This window comes from Janthinobacterium sp. NKUCC08_JDC (assembly GCF_019345575.1).
GTDB lineage: Bacteria > Pseudomonadota > Gammaproteobacteria > Burkholderiales > Burkholderiaceae_D > Janthinobacterium > Janthinobacterium aestuarii.
Genome location: NZ_JAHKQW010000009.1, coordinates 1 through 15,996, shown reverse-complemented (window position 1 = coordinate 15,996; position 15,996 = coordinate 1). Strand labels below are relative to the sequence as shown.

At 63.7% G+C, this 15,996-nt stretch carries 10 protein-coding genes and 2 tRNA genes; 9 read left to right on the top strand and 3 right to left on the bottom strand.

Annotated features, from left to right (window positions below; genetic code table 11):
• The first annotated feature begins 18 nt into the window (after positions 1–18).
• From KO538_RS19650 to KO538_RS19635, 4 genes are all read left to right on the top strand, one after another.
• Complete coding sequence (locus KO538_RS19650) at positions 19–291, top strand: HU family DNA-binding protein (protein WP_010398442.1); 273 nt, start codon at positions 19–21, stop codon at positions 289–291.
• Between the two features lie 125 nt (positions 292–416).
• Positions 417–493, top strand: a tRNA-Asp gene (locus KO538_RS19645).
• 17 nt (positions 494–510) lie between these two features.
• Positions 511–587: transfer RNA gene (locus KO538_RS19640), tRNA-Asp, on the top strand.
• 410 nt (positions 588–997) lie between these two features.
• The gene (locus KO538_RS19635; RefSeq protein WP_219329384.1) at positions 998–2,923 is read left to right on the top strand and encodes a SurA N-terminal domain-containing protein; all 1,926 of its coding nucleotides are present in this window, start codon (positions 998–1,000) and stop codon (positions 2,921–2,923) included.
• Between the two features lie 232 nt (positions 2,924–3,155).
• Here the strand turns inward: KO538_RS19635 and KO538_RS19630 are convergent, their stop codons facing one another.
• Positions 3,156–3,845: an arylesterase gene (locus tag KO538_RS19630; protein WP_080698539.1), complete on the bottom strand. Its 690-nt coding sequence runs from the start codon at positions 3,843–3,845 to the stop codon at positions 3,156–3,158.
• Here KO538_RS19630 and KO538_RS19625 point away from each other — a divergent pair.
• The gene (locus tag KO538_RS19625; RefSeq protein WP_046685128.1) at positions 3,844–4,596 is read left to right on the top strand and encodes an ABC transporter ATP-binding protein; all 753 of its coding nucleotides are present in this window, start codon (positions 3,844–3,846) and stop codon (positions 4,594–4,596) included. The genes KO538_RS19630 and KO538_RS19625 overlap by 2 nt on opposite strands.
• 108 nt (positions 4,597–4,704) lie before the next feature.
• Here the strand turns inward: KO538_RS19625 and KO538_RS19620 are convergent, their stop codons facing one another.
• Positions 4,705–6,249, bottom strand: coding sequence for an NAD(P)H-hydrate dehydratase (locus KO538_RS19620; RefSeq protein WP_219329383.1), 1,545 nt, complete (start codon positions 6,247–6,249; stop codon positions 4,705–4,707).
• 144 nt (positions 6,250–6,393) lie between these two features.
• Between KO538_RS19620 and KO538_RS19615 the strand changes: the two genes are divergently transcribed.
• The gene (locus KO538_RS19615) at positions 6,394–9,966 is read left to right on the top strand and encodes a hydantoinase B/oxoprolinase family protein (protein WP_219329382.1); all 3,573 of its coding nucleotides are present in this window, start codon (positions 6,394–6,396) and stop codon (positions 9,964–9,966) included.
• Here KO538_RS19615 and KO538_RS19610 read toward each other — a convergent pair.
• A complete protein-coding gene (locus KO538_RS19610) occupies positions 9,948–10,895 on the bottom strand; it encodes an AraC family transcriptional regulator (protein ID WP_219329381.1) in 948 nt (315 codons plus the stop codon). The genes KO538_RS19615 and KO538_RS19610 overlap by 19 nt on opposite strands.
• Before the next feature lie 179 nt (positions 10,896–11,074).
• On the opposite strand from KO538_RS19610, the gene KO538_RS19605 reads away from it, so the two are divergent.
• The 3 genes from KO538_RS19605 to KO538_RS19595 all read left to right on the top strand — a co-directional run bounded on the left by KO538_RS19605 (position 11,075) and on the right by KO538_RS19595 (position 15,637).
• Complete coding sequence (locus KO538_RS19605) at positions 11,075–12,121, top strand: NAD(P)-dependent alcohol dehydrogenase (RefSeq protein WP_219329380.1); 1,047 nt, start codon at positions 11,075–11,077, stop codon at positions 12,119–12,121.
• A 502-nt stretch (positions 12,122–12,623) separates the two neighbouring features.
• Positions 12,624–14,984: a membrane-bound PQQ-dependent dehydrogenase, glucose/quinate/shikimate family gene (locus KO538_RS19600; RefSeq protein ID WP_219329379.1), complete on the top strand. Its 2,361-nt coding sequence runs from the start codon at positions 12,624–12,626 to the stop codon at positions 14,982–14,984.
• 80 nt (positions 14,985–15,064) lie between these two features.
• Entirely contained in the window at positions 15,065–15,637 is a 573-nt protein-coding gene (locus KO538_RS19595) for a TetR/AcrR family transcriptional regulator (protein WP_219329378.1), read from the top strand.
• The last annotated feature ends 359 nt before the right edge of the window (positions 15,638–15,996 follow it).

Below are 15,996 nucleotides of genomic sequence, written 5' to 3'. Positions count from 1 at the left end.
TTGTAATTGGGGATGCTAGTGAACAAGACTGAATTGATCGACCACATTGCTGAAAAAGCTGACATTTCCAAAGCCGCCGCTGCGCGCGCACTCGACGCTGTTATCGGCGGCGTGACGGAAACTTTGAAAAACAACGACAGCGTGACGCTGGTTGGTTTTGGCACTTTCTCGGTCAGCGAACGCGCTGAGCGTACCGGCCGCAATCCGCGTACCAAAGAAGCGATCACGATCGAAGCTGCAAAAGTTCCAAAATTTAAAGCTGGTAAAGCTTTGAAGGATGCTGTAAACTAACGGACTTCGGTGAGGTGACAATCACCGGAAACATTTGGCGGCGCCTCCGGGTGCCGCGATTTCAGGGTTGAAGTTCTACGAATCGCAACCCTGAATACAAATGCAAGTAGTACTGTGTATTTTTCGGAGTGGTAGTTCAGTTGGTTAGAATGCCGGCCTGTCACGTCGGAGGTCGCGGGTTCGAGTCCCGTCCGCTCCGCCAAAAAAATACGCTCTTAAGGAGTGGTAGTTCAGTTGGTTAGAATACCGGCCTGTCACGTCGGGGGTCGCGGGTTCGAGTCCCGTCCGCTCCGCCAGAATATAGAAGCCCGCGCTGCTGAATAAGTAGCGCGGGTTTTTCTTTTCCGGCGCCAGATTATCTCGGCGCACCGTCTTTTAAAATCCCGTCCTGCCGTTTTGAATAAAAACGCCCGCGTTTAAATCCGCTTTAAGCTGCGCCGTGTTAAATGCTCAAGCCCGGCGCCTTGCCGTCCAGGCGGCGCCAGGGCAGGGCGCGCGCCCTGATTTACTCTTGCTATAGCGCTATGGGCATTGTAGAATCAGGAGATAATGGCTTGGGCGTCAGAATCCTGCTTTAGTTCCAGCGCCAAGTTGTTGAATCTAAAGGGGAAGTGGACATCTGTCCCGTCCATTCCGCCGAAGAAATCAAGGCGAACGCATGTTCGCCTTTTTTTATAGTGATCCACTCATCCCGAATTGGCTGACCATGTTTGAATTTATTCGTACCCATCGACGCTTGATGCAGTTTCTCCTGATGCTGGTCATCGTCCCGTCTTTTGCACTGGTCGGTATCAGCGGCTACCAAAGCTTCGGCGATGGCGCGAACACCATCGCCAAGGTCGGCGACCAGGTCGTTACGCAGCAGCAATATGAAGAAGCGCAACGCCAGCAGATCGACCGCTACCGCCAGATGATGGGCGAGCAGTTCGACCAGAAAATGTTTGACACGCCGGAAGCGCGCCAGAGCATCCTCGACAACCTGATCGCCGAGCGCGCCGTGGCCGCCGAAGTGGGCCGCAGCCACCTGGTCATCAGCGATGCCGTGCTGCAAAAGGAAGTGCTGGACATCCCAGGCTTGACCTTGCCGGACGGTAAATTCGACTTGGAACGCTACAAGGCCATGCTGGCCGCCCAAGGCATGACGCCGCAGATGTACGATGCGCGCCGCCGCAGCGACCTGGCCCTGCAGCAACTGGCCGGCGCCGTGCAAGGCACCGCCTTCGCGCCGAACACCGTGTCCAAGCGCCTGTCCGATATCACCTCGGAAGAGCGTGAAGTGCAGGAACTGCTGCTGCCGATCGCTCAGTACGTGTCGGAAGTCAAAGTGACGGACGCCATGATCAAGGCTTTCTATGACAAGAACAGCAAGTTCTTCGAAATCCCGGAACAAGCGAAGGTCGAGTACGTCGTGCTGGACGACAGCGCCGCCGGCGAGCAGGTCGACGTCACCGACGCCGACGTGACCGGCTACTACGCGAAGAACCAGAAAGCCTACACGACGGAAGAAGCGCGCCAGGCCAGCCACATCCTCGTAGCCGTCAAGAAAGACGCGTCGGCCGCCGACAAGGCAGCCGCCAAGGCCAAGGCCGAAGCCATCCTGGCGGAAGTCCGCAAGGCGCCAGCCAGCTTTGCCGCCGTGGCGAAAGCCAAGTCGGAAGATCCGGCGTCCGCGGAACAGGGCGGCGACCTGGGCGTAATTGGCAAGGATGGTTTGCCAGCACCGCTGCTGAGCGCTGTCGCGAAACTCAAGCAAGGCGAAATCAGCGATGTCGTCGCTTCCGATTTCGGCTTCCACATCCTGACCGTCACCTCGCTCAAGCCACAGCACGTCCGTGCGCTGGACGAAGTGCGCGGTGAAATCACGGCCGACCTGCGCAAGCAATTTGCCGCCAAGAAATACTCGGAAATGGCCGAAACGTTCACCAACACGGTCTACGAGCAATCGGACAGCCTGAAGCCGGTGGCCGACAAGCTGAAGCTGAAAGTGGAAACCGTCGCCAATCTGTCGCGCACGCCGTCGCCAGCACTGGGCAAGGCACCGTTCAACAACGCCAAGTTCCTGACAGCCATCTTCTCGAACGACTCGCTGAAAGACAAGCGCAACACGGAAGCCGTCACCGTCGCACCTAACGTGCTGATCGCCGGCCGCGTGGTGGAATTCAAGCCTGCCTCGAAGCGTCCGCTGGCCGAAGTCGAAGCGATGATCCGTCAGCGCGTGACGATGGAAGAAGCGGAAAAGCTGGCCAAGAAAGCGGGCGAGACCAAGCTGGCCGCCTTGAAAGCCTCCGGTGATGCGACCGGTTTCGGCGCGGCGCAATGGGTATCGCGCAGCAAGCTCGACGGCATCAACCGTGCCGCCATCGCGCAAGTCATGAAAGCGGACACGAGCAAGCTGCCAGCCTATGTGGGCGTGGATCTGCCAGCCCTGGGCTACGGCATCTACCGCATCGCCAAGGTGCAGCAGCCAGCACAAGTGGACGCAGCGCGCCGCCAGCAAGAGAAAGACCAGATCAGCGGCATCCTGGCACAACAGGAAATGTTCGATTACGTCGAGTACCTGAAAGCCAAGGCCAAGGTGAAGATCGTCAAGCCGGTGACCGCACCGGTTGCAGCAGCGCCGGAAGCACCGTAATCAGTTTTAGCCCATAAAAATAGCCGCTCTTGAGCGGCTATTTTTTTGTCTGTGGATTTTGTCTGTGGAGTGAGCGTGCCATGGACGCGAGCGGGATCGTCAGCATAAAGCTTGGGTCAGTCGCTTCGCGATCGGGATATGCCCCACTGGGGCATATCCCCCCGGCGGGTCTCGGCGACCCCATCTGACCCCGGATCTTTGCCTCGGGCTAGAGCTAACGTCAACAACCGGCTTACTTCGCCCCCAGCAACGGCGCCAGCCGCGGCCAGATATTCCTCAAAATCGTCGGATGCGCATTCGCATTCGGGTGCATGCGGTCGGCCTGGAACAGCTGCGGCTGGTCGGCGATGCCTTCGAACATGAACGGCACCAGTGGCGCCTTCCATTCCTTGGCCAGCTTGCCGTACACGCCGTAAAACTGTTCGCCATAGGCGCGGCCATAGTTGGGCGGCATGCGCATGCCCACCAGCACCACTTGCGCGCCCGATTTTTTGGCTGCCTCGCCCATGGCGCGCAGATTCGCCTCGGCGGCCGCCACGGGCAAGCCGCGCAAGCCGTCGTTGGCGCCCAGTTCGATCAGCACGACATCGGGCTGGTGCTTGGCCAGCAGGGCAGGCAGGCGCGCGCGGCCGCCGCTCGTGGTCTCGCCGCTGATGCTGGCGTTGACGATGCGCGTGTCGTTCTTTTGCGCTTGCAGCCGCTGTTCCAGCAGCGCCACCCAGCCCGTGCCGCGCGCCAGCCCATACTCGGCCGACAGACTGTCGCCGAGCACCAGCAGCGTTTTTGGTGCAGAATAGGCGTTCGTCATGCTCGATACCAGCAGCAGGGCTGCCGCAGGAAGCAAGGACAGGGTGCGCCGCCGCATGCGGCTGCTGCCCTCGACACTTATTTGTTCACGAAATTTTTTAAGATAGATCAGCATGCCCGAATTCCCTAAAGCGACTTCCACCAGTTTTCTCCCGTCCGACGCAGCGGCCCAGCGGCCCGCCGCACCCAACAGCCAAAATGCCCAGCCGGCCATCGAAGTGGTCCAGCTGGCCAAGCGCGTACCCGATGCCGATGGTGAGCTGACCATCCTGCATCAAGTCGATTTTACCGTGCAAACGGCGGAGACGCTGGCCATCGTCGGCGCCTCCGGTTCCGGCAAGTCCACGTTGCTGGGTTTGCTGGCGGGACTGGACACGCCCAGCGAAGGCAAAGTCATCCTCGACGGCACCGATATCTTCGCCCTCGATGAAGACGGCCGCGCCGGTTTTCGCAAGGAAAAGCTTGGTTTCGTGTTCCAGTCCTTCCAGCTGCTGGCCCATCTGACGGCACTGGAAAATGTCATGCTGCCGCTGGAATTGCGCGGCGACCCGGACGCGAAGGAAAAGGCGCAAGCCATGCTGGGCAGGGTCAACCTGGGCAGCCGCCTGAAGCATTATCCGAAATACCTGTCCGGCGGCGAGCAGCAGCGCGTGGCCCTGGCCCGCGCGTTCGTCACGGAGCCGCCGCTGCTGTTCGCCGATGAACCGACGGGCAGCCTCGATGCCGCCACCGGCGAGGCCGTGATCCAGTTGATGTTCGAGCTGAACCGCGAACGCGGTTCGACCCTGGTGCTGGTCACCCACGACAGCTCGATCGCGGCCCGTTGCGGGCGGACGATCACGATTGCTGCTGGTCGGCTGGTGTGATTGTTAGTGGTGGTTGTCGGATTACGCGTTCCGCTAATCCGACCTACCCGGCCTCCGGGGTGTAGGTTGGATTAGCGCAGCGTAATCCAACACAAGCGCGCGATATGCTTATGCCGACAAGGCATTGATCAACTTGCGTATCGCCGGGATCAATTCCCCGGCCGTCAGCCCGATCGGGCCGCTGCCTGCGGCCACCAGCGCATCGGCCGCCGCGCCATGCAGCCAGACGGCGCCTATTGCCGCTTCCCATTCCGGCCAGCCTTGCGCCAGCAGGCTGCCGCACAGGCCGGACAATACGTCGCCCGTGCCGGCCGTCGCCAGCGCGGGGCCGCCCGTGTTGTTGACGACGACCTGGCCATCGGGCGCGGCGATCACCGTGCCCGAACCTTTCAACACGACGATGACGCCCAGCTGCGTGGCCAGCTGGCGCGCCGCGCCCAGGCGGTCGGCCTGCACCTCGGCCACCGTCAGGTCGAGCAGGCGCGCCGCTTCCAGCGGATGCGGCGTCAATATCGTCGCCCCCGCGCCCGTGCGCACGGCCAGCGCCGATTGCAGCTCCGGCTCGGCCGCCATCAGGTTCAGCGCGTCCGCGTCCAGCAGCAGGGGGCTGTCACTGTCAATGGCACGCTGCAGCAGCTCCACCGTGCCGGCCTTGTCGCCGAGGCCGGGACCGGCCACCAGCGCGGCGAAGTGCAGGCCCGAGAAATCCACGTCCCTCGCGTGCCGGCACATCAGCTCCGGCTGGCCGCTGTCGAAGGCGGGCGGCGCGTCGGGAAACGCGATATACACTCGTCCCGCGCCCGCATGCAGGGCCGTGCGGGCCGCCAGGATGGGCGCGCCGGCCATGCCTTGCGCGCCGCCGATGATGGCCACGCTGCCGTAGCTGCCCTTGTGCGTATTCTGCCGGCGCGGCTGCAGCTGGCGCGCAAACAGGTGCAGGCCGCCCAGCTGGGCCCTGGCGGGCGGCAGCAGGGAAGGATCGATGGCCAGCGCGGCCACTTCCACGTCCCCCGCATGGTCGCGGCCATTCGCCGTGTGCAGGCCCGGCTTGTCGCCGATGAAGGTGAGCGTATGCGTGGCGCGGATGGCGACGCCGTCGATGGCGCCCGTGTCCGCGTGCAGGCCGCTGGGCACGTCGAGGGCCAGCACGGGGCAATCGAGATTGTTGACCAGCTGCGCCATGTCGCGGCATTCGCCGTCCAGGGGGCGCGACGCGCCGATGCCGAACAGGCCATCGATGACGAGGTGCCATGGCGCCGCGCCCACCGCGGCCGACGCCATCGACGTTGCTGCATCCATGAAGCGCGCGGCGCTGTTGCGCGCGCGGCTCAGCGCCTGTTCGCGCTCGGGCGACGTGGCTTGCGCCTCGGGCGCCAGCCAGACGAGCACCTCGGTGCCGCTGCCGGCCAGGTGCGCGGCCGCTTCCAGCGCGTCGCCGCCGTTGTCGCCGGGGCCAGCCAGCACCAGCACGCGGCGGTGGCCGTCGTCGTCGCCATCGTCCTGGACGTGCAGCAGCTTCAGGGCGGCACTGGCGGCAGCCTGGCCCGCGCGCTGCATCAGCAGCCCTTGCGGCAGGTCGCGCATGGCCGCCTGTTCGATGGCGCGCAGTTCGGCGATGGAATACAAGGGGGCGGCAGAGTCGATCAGGTTCATGGAGCGTGTTCCGTTAGTCAGCATATCTTCAACATAAGGCCGAAGCGGGCGAAAGGCAAGGCGCGCACGCCTGCGGTGCGCCGTAATTGTGCGGCTACAATAGCCATCTCACATAGGATCTCACACAAGCACGGGAGCAAGGCGATGGACTGGCAATTCTGGATCGACCGGGGCGGCACTTTTACGGACATCGTGGCGCGCCGTCCTGACGGCAGCCTGGCCACGCATAAACTGCTGTCGGAAAACTCGGGCCAGTACCGCGACGCGGCGCTGGCAGGCATGCGCCAGCTGATGGACCTGGCGCCTGGTGCGCCGCTGCCTGTCGAACTGGTGGGCGCCATCAAGATGGGCACGACGGTGGCGACCAATGCGCTGCTCGAACGCAAGGGCGAGCCGACCGTGCTGGCCATCACGCGCGGTTTCCGCGACGCCCTGCGCATCGCCTACCAGAACCGCCCGCAGCTGTTCGCGCGCCAGATCATTGTGCCCGAACTGCTGTACGGCGACGTGATCGAGATCGATGAGCGCGTCGGCGCCCACGGTGACGTCGTGACCCCGCTCGACGAGGCGGCCGCGCGCACGGCGCTGGAACAGGCCTATGGACGCGGCGTGCGCGCCATTGCGGTCGTGCTGATGCACGGCTACCGCCATCACGCGCACGAGGCGCGGGTGGCGCAACTGGCGTGCGAGGCCGGTTTTACGCAGGTGTCCGTGTCGCACGAAGTCAGTCCCATGATGAAACTGGTGGCGCGCGGCGACACCACGGTGGTCGACGCCTATCTGTCGCCGATTTTGCGCCGCTACGTTGACCAGTTGGCGATGGAGTTGCCCGGCGTGCATTTGCAGTTCATGCAGTCGAACGGCGGCTTGACGGATGCGCGTGCCTTCCAGGGCAAGGACAGCATTCTGTCCGGCCCCGCCGGCGGCATCGTCGGCATGGTGCGCGCCAGCGCGCTGGCCGGTTTCGATAAAGTCATCGGCTTCGACATGGGCGGCACGTCCACCGACGTGTCGCATTACGCGGGCGAATTCGAACGCGTGTTCGAGACGCAGATCGCCGGCGTGCGCATGCGCGCGCCCATGATGAGCATCCACACGGTGGCCGCGGGCGGCGGCTCCATCCTGCATTTCGACGGCGCCCGCTACAAGGTGGGACCGGACAGCGCGGGCGCCAATCCCGGCCCCGCCAGCTACCGGCGCGGCGGCCCGCTGGCCGTCACCGACTGCAACGTCATGCTGGGCAAGCTGCAGCCCGCGTTCTTCCCCCGCGTCTTCGGCCCCGACGCGAATGAAGCGCTGGACGTGGCCACCGTGCGCGCCCAGTTCGAAGCGCTGGCGCGCACGGTAAACTCGACGCCGGAACAGGTGGCCGAAGGCTATGTCGCCATCGCGGTCGGCAACATGGCCAACGCCATCAAGCAGATTTCCGTGCAGCGCGGCCACGACGTCACCGAATACACCCTGACCAGTTTTGGCGGCGCGGGCGGCCAGCATGCCTGCCTGGTGGCCGATGCGTTGGGCATGCGCACGGTGTTCATCCACAGCCTGGCGGGCGTGATGTCGGCCTACGGCATGGGCCTGGCCGACCAGAGCGCGATGCGCGAGCGCGCCATCGAGGCGGCATTGGGCGCGGACCTGGCCGGCGATTTCGCGCAACTGGGCGAACTGGCGCGTGGCGACTTGCTGCGCCAGGGCGTGGAAGGGAAGCGCATCGCGCTGGTGTCGCGCGTGCACCTGCGCTACGAAGGCACGGATTCGGCCCTCGTCGTGCTGTTCGATACGGCCGCCAGCATGCAGGCGCAGTTCGAAGCGGCGTACAAACAACGCTTTTCCTTTCTGATGCCGGCGCGCGCGCTGATCGTCGAAGCGATTTCCGTGGAAGCCATCGGCGCGTCCGATGCGCCGCAGGTGGCCGCGCCGGCCCATGCGGCGCGCGCGGATGGGCTGGCACCCGTGCAGACGGTGGACATGTACTGCGCCGGTGCTTGGCGGCCAAGCGGCCTGTATGCGGCGGACAGCCTGCGTCCCGGCGACGCCATTGATGGCCCGGCCATCGTCAGCGACGCCAATGCCACCACGGTCATCGAACCGGGCTGGCGCGCCGAAGTGACGGCGCATGGCCATCTGGTCTTGCGCAGGGTCGCCGCCTTGCCGGAGCGGCGTGCCATCGGGACCAATGCCGACCCCGTGATGCTGGAAATTTTCAACAACCTGTTCATGTCGATCGCCGAGCAGATGGGGCTGCGCCTGCAAAATACGGCCCATTCCGTCAACATCAAGGAGCGGCTCGATTTCAGCTGCGCCATCTTCGACGCGCAAGGCCATTTGATCGCCAATGCGCCGCACATGCCCGTGCACCTGGGTTCCATGGGCGAGAGCATCCGCACGGTCATGACGCGCAATGCGGGCGCCATGCGGCCGGGCGATGTCTACATGCTCAACGACCCGTATCACGGCGGCACGCATCTGCCCGACGTGACGGTCATTTCACCCGTGTTCGACGAAGCGGGCGGCGCCATCCTGTTCTATGTGGGCTCGCGCGGCCACCATGCCGATATCGGCGGCACCACGCCAGGCTCCATGCCGCCCGACTCCACGCGCATCGAGGAAGAGGGCGTGTTGATCGACAATTTCAAACTGGTCGACGGCGACACTGGTCTGATGCGCGAAGACGAGACACTGGCCCTGCTGGCGGGCGCCAGCTGGCCGGCCCGCAACCCCCGGCAAAACCTGGCCGACCTGCGCGCCCAGGTGGCGGCCAACCAGAAGGGGGCCGAGGAACTGCACAAGATGGTCGCGCATTTCGGCCTCGCCGTAGTAAAAGCCTACATGGGCCACGTGCAGGACAATGCCGAGGAAGCCGTGCGCAGGGTCATCACGACCTTGAAGGATGGCAGCTACGCGCTGGACCTCGATAACGGCGCGCGCATCCAGGTGGCGATCAGGGTCGACGCAACTGCCCGCAGCGCCGTCATCGATTTCACGGGCACGTCCAGCCAGTTGCCGAACAACTTCAATGCGCCATCCGCCGTCTGCATGGCGGCCGTGCTGTACGTGTTCCGCACTCTCGTCGACGACGATATACCGCTGAACGCGGGTTGTTTGAAGCCGCTCACGGTGATCATCCCGCCCGGTTCCATGCTCAACCCGCAGTACCCGGCCTCCGTCGTGTCGGGCAACGTGGAAACCTCGACCTGCATCACGAATGCCCTGTATGGCGCGCTGGGAGCGATGGCCGCCTCGCAGGGCACGATGAACAATTTCACGTTCGGCAGCGCCAAATACCAGTATTACGAGACGATATCGGGCGGCTCGGGCGCCGGCCCCGGGTTTGACGGCACGGACTTGGTGCAGACGAACATGACCAATTCGCGCCTGACGGACCCGGAAATCCTCGAGTGGCGCTTTCCCGTGCGGCTGGACAGCTACAGCATTCGTCTAGGCTCCGGCGGGGCGGGGCGCTGGCACGGCGGCAATGGCGGCGTGCGCCGGGTGCGCTTTTTGGAACCGATGACGGCGGCGATCTTGTCGAACAACCGCATCCATCCGCCTTTCGGCATGGAGGGCGGCGCGCCGGGCGCGCTGGGGCGCAATTACGTCGAGCGGGTTGACGGCACGGTGGAACACTTGCCCCATATCGGCAAGACGGACATGTGCCCCGGCGACGTGTTCGTGATCGAGACGCCGGGTGGCGGCGCTTACGGCAAGACGGAATAGGCCGTGCCGCCATTGGCACCGCTGAGCTGCGCGCGTACCTGGCCCACGTCGCGCATGGGCGCGCGGCCGAACTGGCGGCTGTATTCGCGGCTGAACTGCGATTCGCTGGCGTAGCCGACCCGGTAGCCGGCCGTGCCCGCGTCGATCTGCTCGACCAGCATCAAGCGCCGCGCTTCCTGCAGCCGCAGCAGTTTCTGGTACTGCATCGGCGTCATGGCCGTAATCGCCTTGAAGTGGTGGTGCAGCGACGACATGCTCATGTTCGCCATGCCGGCAAGGTGCTCAATGCGCAGCGGCTCGCAATAATTGTGCTTGATCCAGTCGATGGCTTGCCCCACCTGGTGCGACTGGCTGCTGGCCAGCGCCATGTGGCGCAGGCGCGCGCCGACAGGGCCATTGAGCAGGCGGTAGGTCAGCTCGCGGCGGATCAATGGCGCCAAGGTGGCGATTTCCCCCGGTTTGTCGAGCAGGCGCACGAGGCGCAGCATGGCATCGAGCAGCTCGGCCGACACGTCGCTGACGGAAATGCCGCGTGTGGCGGGCAGGATTTTCTGCTGCGCCACGTTGTCGCTGCCGCTTTCGCTGTCGAGCAGCGCAGCCACGTCGGCGATGTCGATGCCCAGCACCACGCACAGGTGCGGCTTGTCCACGCTCGCTTCCACCACGCGCACCTGCACCGGCAAGTCGACGGACGTCAGCAGATACTGCATGCGGCTGTAATGGAAGGTTTCCGTGCCCAGGGTGACGTCTTTCGCGCCCTGCGCGATGATGGCCACGCTGGGGCGCGCCGCATGGAACAGCGATTCCGTGACCGAGGACTGGCGGTGGAAACTGAGGTTGCCGATGGCCGTCGTGTAGTCGCCCGTGCGCGGCGCGTGGCGGCTGATCAGGGCGGCGATTTCATCTTGCGGAGTAAGTGGCGTGGACATGGCGTTCAGTATGCATGAGGCGAAGAAGGGCAGGGGCTGATCTTACGCAGATTTGGAGGATCGTGCAAAGGTCTTGCAGGATCGCGGTAACGGCGGCCGGGCATCTCGGGCACACTTGTGCAATCGCATGCATGGCACGCGTCACCCCTCGCCACACACATCTAGACACAGGAGTTTTCATGACCACCATCGCCAAAGGCTACGCCGCACTGGGCCCGACTTCCGCACTGCAACCGTTCACGTTCGAGCGCCGCGCCCCGCGCGAAGACGACGTGGCCATCTCGATCAAATACTGTGGCGTGTGCCATTCCGATATCCACCAGGCGCGCGACGAATGGGGCGGCGCCGCTTTCCCGATGGTGCCCGGCCATGAAATCGCCGGCGTCGTCACGGCCGTCGGTGCCAACGTCAGCAAGTTCAAGGTGGGCGACCACGTGGGCGTGGGCTGCTTCGTCGATTCCTGCACCACTTGCAAGACGCGCAACGTGGACCTGGAACAGTACATGCCAGGCCTGATCCAGACCTACAACGGCGTCGAAGCGGACGGCAAGACGGCCACGCAGGGCGGCTACTCGGACAGCATCGTCGTCAAGGAAGGCTATGTGCTGTCGATTCCCGACAACCTGCCGCTGGACGCCGCGGCGCCGCTGCTGTGCGCCGGCATCACCCTGTATTCGCCGCTGAACCACTGGAAGGCCGGTCCTGGCAAGCAGGTCGCCATCCTGGGCATGGGTGGTCTGGGCCACATGGGCGTGAAAATCGCCCACGCCATGGGTGCCGAAGTGACGGTGCTGAGCCAGACTTTGTCGAAGCGCGAAGACGGCCTGCGCCTGGGCGCTGACCATTACTACGCCACCAACGACGCGGAAACGTTCACCAAACTGGCCGGCACGTTCGACCTGATTATCTGCACCGTCGGCGCGGCGATCGACTGGAACCAGTACATCAACCTGCTGAAAGTCGACGGCAACATGGTCATCGTCGGCATCCCCGACGGCGCCGTGCCGCCGATCAGTGCCTTCGGCCTGGTGGGCGCGCGTCGCAGCCTGTCCGGCTCCATGATCGGCTCGATCAAGGAAACCCAGGAAATGCTGGATTTCTGCGGCAAGCACAATATTGTGTCGGACATCGAGATCATCCGCATTCAGGATATCAATGAGGCGTTTGAGCGGGTCGTCAAGAGCGACGTACGCTACCGCTTCGTGATCGACATGGCATCTTTGTAACGCTCGAGAAAAAGCCCAGGGCGTTGTTACCGCGTCTCGCCGTACTATTCGTACTGTCTTCGACGCGGCGCCTAGCCCTGGGCATTTTTCGGGCGTTCCAACCGGTATGCTTTAAAAGCAAAACCGGCTGTTATCTGGTTGACCTGTGTTTGTTGGATTACGCGCTTTGCGCTAATCCAACCTACGCACGTTCAGCGTTCCGGTAGGTCGGGTAGGTCGGATTAGCGGGGCCGCCGAGGCGCGCAAGCGCGTAATCCGACGCTCCCGCCAACTCCCCATCCCCGCCAAAAATCAAGCTCCCGCATCAATTTTTCTTTCCTTGCATCAAAAATCGGCATAAAATGAAACCGTACAGTACAGTTTCACTACGTAGATTTGAAAAAACCAGCCATCCCCGGCGTATTTGCCTGGGCAGGGGAGGCGTCATGGATAAAAAATGGACACTTCAGTAAATAAAGGAGCGCCGGCGATCCCGGCGGTCTTCAGGGGCAAGCGGCTTGCCTTGACGGTTTTTGGCGTTTTTCTCGGATTTTCCGGCCTGGCCCTGGCGGCGGGCGGCATCGAACTTATTACCCTCGGCGGTTCCTGGTACTACCTGCTGGCCGGTCTCGGCCTGCTCCTCGCCGGCGTGCTGTATCTGCGCCGCAAACCGCTGGCGAGCGGCATCGTCGCCGCGCTGGTCATCGCCACCCTGGTTTGGGCCGTGTGGGAAATCGGCTTCGCCTTCTGGCCCATGGTGCCGCGCCTGGCGCCGTTCCTCGTCATCGGCCTGGTGACCGCCTTGCTGCACCCGTGGCTGGCGGGGCGCAAGCCCACTGGCCAGTCGCGCGGTTTCGCGGCCCTGGTTGCCGTCGTGCTGGTGGCCGGTTTCGCCGCCATGTTCAAGCCGCATGGCGTGCTTGAGGCCACCGTGCAGCCGCAGCAGGATGCGCTGGCGGCGGTGAACGGCGGCAGCGCCAACTGGGCGCATTACGGCTATGGCCCGAAGGGCACGCGCTTCGCGCCGTACACGCAGATCGACAAACAGAATGTCGACAAGCTGCAAGTGGCGTGGACCTACCGCTCGGGTGAGCTGGCCGAAGGCGCGTCCGAATCGCAAAACACGCCGCTGCAGATCGGCGACACCATCTATACGTGCACGCCGACGAGCAAGGTCATCGCGCTCGACGCGGATACGGGCAAGGAACGCTGGACCTTCGACCCGAAGCCGGCCAACATCAAGACGTGGAACCGTTGCCGCGGCGTCGGCTATTACGAGCCGGCGAAGGTGACGAATCCGTTCCGTTTTGAAGGCATGCAGGCGGCCAGCGCGCCTGTCGCGGGAGCGTGCGCCAAGCGCATCGTGCAAGTGACCATGGATGCGCGCCTGATTCAGATCGACGCGCAGACGGGCAAGCAGTGCGAGGGCTTCGGCGACAAGGGTTCGGTCGACCTGACGGTCGGCCTGGGCAAGGTCAAGATGAACGTGCCGTACTACGCCTACACATCCGCGCCCACGGTGGCGCGCAACCTGATCATCCTCGGCGGCTGGGTATTCGACGGCCGCTCCACCGATGAACCATCGGGCGTCGTGCGCGCCTACAGCGCCGACACGGGCGAACTGGTGTGGGCCTGGGACCTGGGCAATCCCGCCATCACCAAGCTGCCGCCGGAAGGGCAGACTTACACGCGCAGCACGCCGAACATGTGGTCGGCGCCCGCGTTCGATGATGCACTGGGTCTGGTCTACCTGCCGACGGGGAACGAGCAGCCGGACTTCTGGGGTGGCAAGCGTCCACCGCTGACGGAAAAATACGCATCGGCCATCGTTGCCCTCGACATGGCCACGGGCCGTGAACGCTGGACGTATCAAACCGTCCACCACGATATCTGGGACTACGACGTGGCAGCGCAGCCGGCCCTGTACGACGTCCCGGACGGCAAGGGAGGCAAGATCCCCGCGCTGGTGCAGCTGACCAAGCGTGGCCAGATCTTCATGCTGGACCGCCGCACGGGAAAACCGATTGCGGAAGTCGTGGAAAAACCCGTGCCGCAAGAGCACGCGGCCGGCGACTGGGTGTCGAAAACGCAGCCATACTCGACGGGCATGCCGGCCCTCGGCGCGGAAACGCTCACGGAGCGCGACATGTGGGGCGCCACTTTCTTCGACCAGCTGGCCTGCCGCATCAGCTTCCGCAAGCTCAATTACCAGGGCGAGTTCACGGCGCCAAGCACGAAAGAGACCTTGATCTACCCCGGCTATTACGGCGGCTTCAACTGGGGCGGCGCGGCCGTCGATGAAAGCAATGGCTATATGTTCGTCAACGATATCCGCATGCCGCAAGTGGTCAAGCTGGTGCCGCGCGAAACGGTGGACGTGGCCAAGCTGACGTCGGGCCACGGCGTGGGCAGCACCTATCCGATGGATGGCACGCCGTTCGTCATCGACCACAAGGCCTTCAATTCGCCGCTGGGCATACCGTGCCAAAGCCCGCCGTGGGGCGTGTTTGCCGCCATCGACCTCAAGACGAAGAAAAAAGTGTGGGAGCGTCCGGCCGGCACGGTGCAGGATGCGGTGGTCAATGGCGTCAAGGCGAGGCTGCCCATCCCGCTGGGCATGCCGACTCTGGGCGGCGGCATGAGCACGGCGTCCGGCCTCGTGTTTTATGCGGGCACGCAGGATTATTATTTGCGCGCCATGGATATCGCCACCGGCCATGAAGTGTGGAAGGCGCGCATGCCTGTCGGTTCGCAAGGCACGCCGATGACCTATGTGTCGCCCAAGTCGGGCCGCCAGTACGTCGTGGTGGTCGCGGGCGGCGCCCGCCAGAGCCCGGACCGGGGGGATTACGTGATAGCATACGCGCTTCCCAAGACACAGTAAGAGTTTGCTTCATGCCCCAGTTGCGCACCGTTCCCGCTTCCCCGAGTACCCGAAGCGAGGAGCGGCGGCGAAAGCTGCTGGTGGCGGCATCCAGACTCTTTCTTGACTCCGGCTACGACGGCGTCAGCATGGACGCCATCGTGGCCGAGGCGGGCGGCTCGAAAGCCACCGCCTACCGCTACTTCGGCAGCAAGCAGGAACTGCTGGTGGCCGTGGTCGAATACCTGTGCGCCGACTTCATCATCGCGCTGCGCCAGCTCGATACCTCGCAAGCGGGCCTGGAACAGGGCTTGCAATTGATCCTCGATGAACTGGTGGCCGTCGTCACCAGCCCCCGCCACGTGGATTTCTACCGCCTCGTCGTCACGGGCGCCGCCGCCGTGCCAGCCGTGGGCCAGACCTGGTACGAGCACGGCCCTCAAGTGTGGCACGCATTGATCCTGCGCCTGCTGGAACAGCAGCGCACCCGGGGCCGCATCGCGCCCGACACCTCGTTTTCCAACCTGCCGCAAATCCTGTTCGACGCTGTTTTTTCGCATCTGACCACGCGTACCGTGATGCTGGGGCAGGGCGGTAATGCGGCCACGTTCCGGCCGCTGATTGCGGAGTTGATTGAGCTGGTGGTGGCGCGGGTGGAGCGTGGGGCGGATTAGCGGGGCCATAATCCGACTGTGCTGAAAGGTGAGCAGCTGAAGCCGTCGGGCAGCATTGCATTAGTCATAGCATCAGTCCTGTTCGCCATCTTATCCCTGGCCGTCGTGTTCGTCTGCTTTCGCCCCAGAGTGTGTGAAAACGCACCCCAATGTAAACGAGATTTTTTCTGAAGCGTTAATAGCTCATTTGACGTAATCAGGAGAGCAGGATGAAGCGTTTTGTCGAGGGAACCGACCGCAGCCAGAGCGTTCTCTTTCCCGAGCATCTGGATGACTACGTTGCAGAGGACAATATCGTTCGGATTGTAGAGGCATTCATTGAAGCGCTTGATCTCAGGACCCTTGGCTTTGCCGGTGCC

Coding starts and splice junctions, on each gene's coding strand:
- KO538_RS19635 (WP_219329384.1), top strand. CDS start 998: ATGTTTGAATTTATTCGTACCCATCGACGCTTGATGCAGTTTCTCCTG.
- KO538_RS19625 (WP_046685128.1), top strand. CDS start 3,844: ATGCCCGAATTCCCTAAAGCGACTTCCACCAGTTTTCTCCCGTCCGAC.
- KO538_RS19630 (WP_080698539.1), bottom strand. CDS start 3,845: ATGCTGATCTATCTTAAAAAATTTCGTGAACAAATAAGTGTCGAGGGC.
- KO538_RS19620 (WP_219329383.1), bottom strand. CDS start 6,249: ATGAACCTGATCGACTCTGCCGCCCCCTTGTATTCCATCGCCGAACTG.
- KO538_RS19615 (WP_219329382.1), top strand. CDS start 6,394: ATGGACTGGCAATTCTGGATCGACCGGGGCGGCACTTTTACGGACATC.
- KO538_RS19610 (WP_219329381.1), bottom strand. CDS start 10,895: ATGTCCACGCCACTTACTCCGCAAGATGAAATCGCCGCCCTGATCAGC.
- KO538_RS19605 (WP_219329380.1), top strand. CDS start 11,075: ATGACCACCATCGCCAAAGGCTACGCCGCACTGGGCCCGACTTCCGCA.